The 5,131-nt window shown below is 73.4% G+C and carries 1 protein-coding gene; it reads right to left on the reverse strand.

Annotated features, from left to right (window positions below):
• Positions 1 to 5,131 (reverse strand): DUF6603 domain-containing protein (locus AC32QD_RS15885; protein ID WP_492011484.1); only part of this gene is annotated, 5,131 nt, incomplete at both ends.

A 5,131-nucleotide genomic window follows, 5' to 3' on the forward strand; every position in this document is an offset into this window, starting at 1 on the left:
CACCGAGCTGTAGTCCCTGATCGCTCGACTGCCAGCCGGTCGCCGGCTCGCGGCCGGCCGGCGCGGCGAAGGGCGTCACCGAGCCCGGTGCCGGAGCCACGCGCCAGCCGTCCGCGGCGACCCCGAGCCGGCCCAGGCCGCTCACCCCGACCATGGCGCAGTTCGCGGGCAGCGCCAGCTCGAGGCTCCCGCCGGGGTATTCGCGGTCGTCGATGACGGCGCCGCCGCGGGACAGGAACAGCACGCGCAGGGCCTGGTCGCCGTCGGCGGCCAGCGTCGTCTTGCCTAGCGGCACGGCCCACAACTGGGTGACGCCGGCGCGCAGCTCGGCACCGTCGCCGGCGGCCTGGGCTTCGGCCGCGGCGAAGGCCTTGGCGCGAGCCGCGCCGACGGCGGCGCCGACTTCGCCGCTGCGCAGGCTCGCGATGCCGCGGGCGAAACGCGTCGGTCGCGGCGCCTCGACGCGGGCCACCGTTTGCAGGCGGGCGCCGGCGACGACGGTGCGGCGCGTGAGGTCGCGCCCGGACACCACGGTGCCCAGGGCCGCCTTTTGCTGGGCGGCGGCGACGGTGGTGCGCAGGCGCGGCGCCGCGTTCTCGGTGGCGCGCGTCGCCGCCTGCATCACGGCCTTCAGGCGCGGCTTGGAGAGCGCGACCGGTTCGACCGGCGGGGGCGGCGCGATCTTGTCCGGCGCCGTCTGCTCGACGGGCTTCATGGACAGCCCGGCCGAGAGCGGGGCCACCAGCGGCGCCGAGGAACGGCGCCCGAGCAGGGACTGGCGCGCCACCGGACCGAGGCCGCCCGCGATCACGCCGCTGGCGCCGCGGTTCTCGGCGAAGGCCGTCCCGCTGCCGGAGAGCACCGTCGCGCTGGCCGCCAGGGCTTCCCGGTAGGGCAGCGCATTGCCGTAGTCGTAGTAGCGGTCGGCGGCGCGGCCAGCGACGCGGATGTCGTTCCACTGCGGTGCATCCGGCCGGGCAAAGGGCAGCGGCCGCGGATTGGTGGCGTCGCGCAGCTTCGCGATCGGGATGGCGTCGGGCGTGGTCGAGCGCAACTTCGCGACGCCGTCGACGGTCAGGCCCACCAGCGCCGGCAGCGTGTTCGCCGCCGCCGGGGGCAAGCCGCTGAAGACGCGATAGGCCGCTTCGGAGACCTGACCCAGGCGCGGCGTCAGCACGAAGCGGTCCTTGTCGAGCTGGGCCGGTGCCATGCGCTGCCAGGCGCCGGCGACGAACTGCTCGACGAAAACGCGGTGGATGCTGGTCACGTCCTCCTCGCCCATCGGTCCGATGTCGAGGTCGTAGGTTTCGGCGTCGAGGCTGAAGGCCGAGAAGCGCGTCGGCGAATTCGGATCCCAAGGCTGGATCGCGCTGTCGATGACGAACGCGAAGGAACGCGCCGGCATCCGAGTCTCCGTCCGCAAGCTCCATTCGGCACCGAGCTTCCAGGGCTGGTCGGCGCTGCCCGGCGCCACGGGCGCGCCCGGCGGTTCCGGCGGCAGTAGCCCCTTCGCGACCTCGGCGCCGACCGATAGCGTGGCCGGATCCGAACCCTGCAGGTACTTGAGCTTGAACTGGTCCCAGGGAATCGGCGGCGGGGTGGGCCGGGCGTCCGGGCCGAAAGGCACGGTGACCGAGGCGATCGCCAGGTCGACGGTGACGTGGCCGTGCAGCGGCGGTCCCTCGAGGTGCAGCGTGGCCCCGACCGAGACGCTGATCGAGATCGTGACGCAGCCGATGAAGCAGACCTCCATGTGGAACCGGGCGCCGACCGAGACGCCGATCTCGGCGACGAAGTAGAACGGGTCCCACTGGGCGAGGAAGTCGGCGTGGGCGTTGAACCAGAGCTGCAGCCAGTCGGGGCCGTAGGTGAGCTCGAGGCTCGTGCCGGCCATGACGCAGGTGTTGGTGAGCGCGAAGTAGGATTCGCCCTTGATATGGATGACGCCGAGCAGGTTCCAGCGGAAGCCCAGCCGCGGCACCACCGGATACTCCGGCCGCGGCTGGAAGGCCGGGTGATAGCCGCCCAGCGTCAGCAGGAACTGCGATTCGTCGAACCACATGAAGAAGGCGAAGCCGCCGGTGAGCTGGCAGTCCTTCGACAGCAGCCAGGAGTTGTCGGTGAGCTGGGCCTGGATCGAGAACAGCATCTCGGCGCTGGAGAAGCGCGCCTTGAGCGCCAGCTCGACGCTCACCAGGGCCGCGTCGTCGGCCGGTAGCGCGGCGCGCGCCAGGCCCAGCAGCCCGACTTCGACGCCGTGGTCGAGCGCAACGTAGAGCACCGCCGTGACGTGGACGATCTCGAACGACGTGCCGCGCAGGCCGACCGCCAGCCAGAAGGAACCGCGGCTGGGCGGCACCGCGTCGCGGAAGCGCAGCAGGGCACCGAGCGGGTCGTTGGCCAGGGCCTCGGGGTGGTCGAGCGCCTGGATCAGCATGAAGTCGGGAATCCGGTTCAGGTCGGTGGGCACGATCAGGCGCCGGTTGAGGCCGACGCCGACGCCGAAGGCGGTCAGGTTGATGATCGGCGCGATGCCGACCGGCACGAAGACGCCGCCGAAGATCGCCAGCGAGGTGTACTGGTCGCCGCCCGCTTCCACCGGCACCGAATAGCTGCCGACGGCGATGGCGCCGAGGGGGCCGATCTCGATCAGCAGCATGCCGTCGTATTCGATCGGCGGCGTGTACTTCACCAGCGAGCCGCTGAGGGTCACGCCCGGCTCCGAGAAGCCGATGCCCAGGCCCTTCAGGTCCAGCGTCCACGTGGAGGGATTACCGGCGGTGCGGTAGGGGATCTCCAGGGTCAGGTCGTCCACCTCCGCGCTCAGGCCGCCGATCGAGGCGCCGCCGTCCACGAGCAGGCCGGCATCGCTGCTGGTCAGGCGCACGCCGACCTGGTCGATGTAGATCGGCCCGAACTTGGAATGTACCCCGATCCACAGCACGCCGCTCTCGCCGCCCATGCGGACGTGGAGCCGGTCGTCCTCGCGGTACCAGACTTCGACGTCCACCCCGGGATTGGCCGGGTGGGTGTCGCCGCCGGCGCCGTCCTGGGAGAGCAGGGCGCCGACCACCGGATTGCCGCCCCCCGCGCCGCCGCTGGTCACGGCATTGAGCGGCAGGCCGAAGTCCTTGATCTCGAGGCCCCCGCCCAGTCGCTGCACGGACAGGCCGCCGCGGGTCTCGATGTCCATGAACAGGTAGGCGCCGACGCCGCCCAGGTGCACCGAGGGATCGTCGACGAGGGCCGCGCCGTTCTTGCCGTAGAGGCCGACGCCGACGCCGGAGAGCACCAGGCCGACGTCCAGATCCGGCGCCTCGCCGCCGGTGCGCAAAAGGAAAAGCTGCAGGCCGTCGGCGACGCCGGGCGTGCCCGGATCGTCGCCGGCCTCCCGGGTCCAGTCGTTCGGCGCGCCGAGCAGCACGGCGGCCGACAGGTCGCCGGCGTCGAACTGCAGCTTGCCCTTGAGGGCGAGGCCGACCCGGTCGGCCTCGCCGGCGAGCGACAGCGTGAGGTCGCCGATCGGGATCGAGACGCCGTTGGCGAGCACGGTCAGCGCCCCCGACACCATGGGCCAGACGCCGGGCAGGGGCGACACCAGGCGGTCGCCGCCATCGATGAGCCGGGCGCCGGTGAGGACTTGCCGCAGGGTCGGGCCGGTGTCCCACGGCTTGGCGGCGAGCAGGCCCTCGCGCTGCGCCACGTCGAGCAGCGTGCCGGCGACCAGGGGCAACGCCCAGTCGGTCAGCAGCTGCTCGACGGAGCCGGTGCCCAGGGTGGCGACGAAGCTCGGCGCGATGCGCAGGTCGAGCGGCCCCTGCTGGCCGTCGCCGATGCCGCCGGAGGGCGGCTGCACGCTCAGGTTGAAGCCGCCGCCCGGTCCGCCGTCCGCGACGAAGTCGAGGCGCGGCACCAACGGCACGCCGACGGCCGAGAGCACGGCGCCGAAACGCCCGTCGCACTCGACGCCGCCGGCTTGGGCGACGAAATTGAGCTGGGCGGCGAAGACGCCGGCGATTTCCAGGTCGTCGACGAACAGCCCGACCGCCGGCAGGTCGCCCTGGAACCCGAGCAGCACGCCGGCCTGGCCGGTGATGCCGGCCGGCAGATTCAGAGCGAAGCGGACGCGGGCGCCGTCCTGGCTGACGGCGGCCGGCAGCCCCGGCAGGGCCTGCAGCGCTTCCACCGCCTTCTGCGCGACGGCGTTCTTCACGCTGGCCGTGAAGCCTGCCGAGAGATGCCCTTCGAGCAGGCTGCGCAGCTGGTCGGTGTGAACGGCGAAGCCGCCGCCGGCGTCGTGCAGATCGAGCGCGTCGGCGAGGTCGAGCAGCTTCTGCAGCCACGCCGGCAAGGGCGCCAGGGCGCCGACCAGCTCGTCGAGCGCCTTGGGCAGCAGCGCCTCGGCCCCGGCGCGCAGCGCGCCGAGACCGCTGAAGGTCGGCAACAGCTGGATCGGCGACGCCCCGCCGCCCGGCAGCAGCATGAGCTGGAACGCCCCGCGGTCGAGCCCGAAGCGGATGCCGAGCTCGTGCCAGGTGCCGTCGACCGACGGGGTCAGCGTGAGCGTGCCTTCGGGCGTGACGTGGCCCGCGGGATCGATGCGCGCGCCGAGGTCGAAGCCCAGCACGCCCGCGATCTCGGCGCCGGTGGCGAGCCCGATGCGCAGCGGATCGGCGGCCGTGCCGGCCCCGCCGGCGGTGAGCCGCAGGCCGCCGGGCAGGCCGAGGCCTTCGCCGGGCGGCAGCCCCGCGAGGCGGCCGATGTCGCCGAGCAGGCTCTCGATGCGGGCGACGTCGAGGCCGCTGCCGTCGGCCAGTGCCAGGACGTCGCGCAGCGCGGCGCCGCTGTCGCGCAGGAAGCGCTCGAGCGCGCCGAGGTCGAGAGTCGGCACCAGGGTGTGGAGGGCGGCCGAGGCCGCGCCGGAGAACAGCAGCCGCGGCCAGAGATCCGAGAGCGCCGCCTGCAGCGCCGGCGGCGCCGGCACGGGCACCAGATCCAGGCCGGTGAGCCAGGGCTCGGCGCTGAGGGTCAAGCGTCCGGCCGCCGTCTGCCAGGCGAGCTGCGCGGCGCCGAGATGCGCCGTGACCGAGAGCTCCGCGGTGAGCGCGGGCAGCGCGACGTCGGCCTCGAC

It is taken from the genome of Thermohalobaculum sp., from assembly GCF_058622915.1.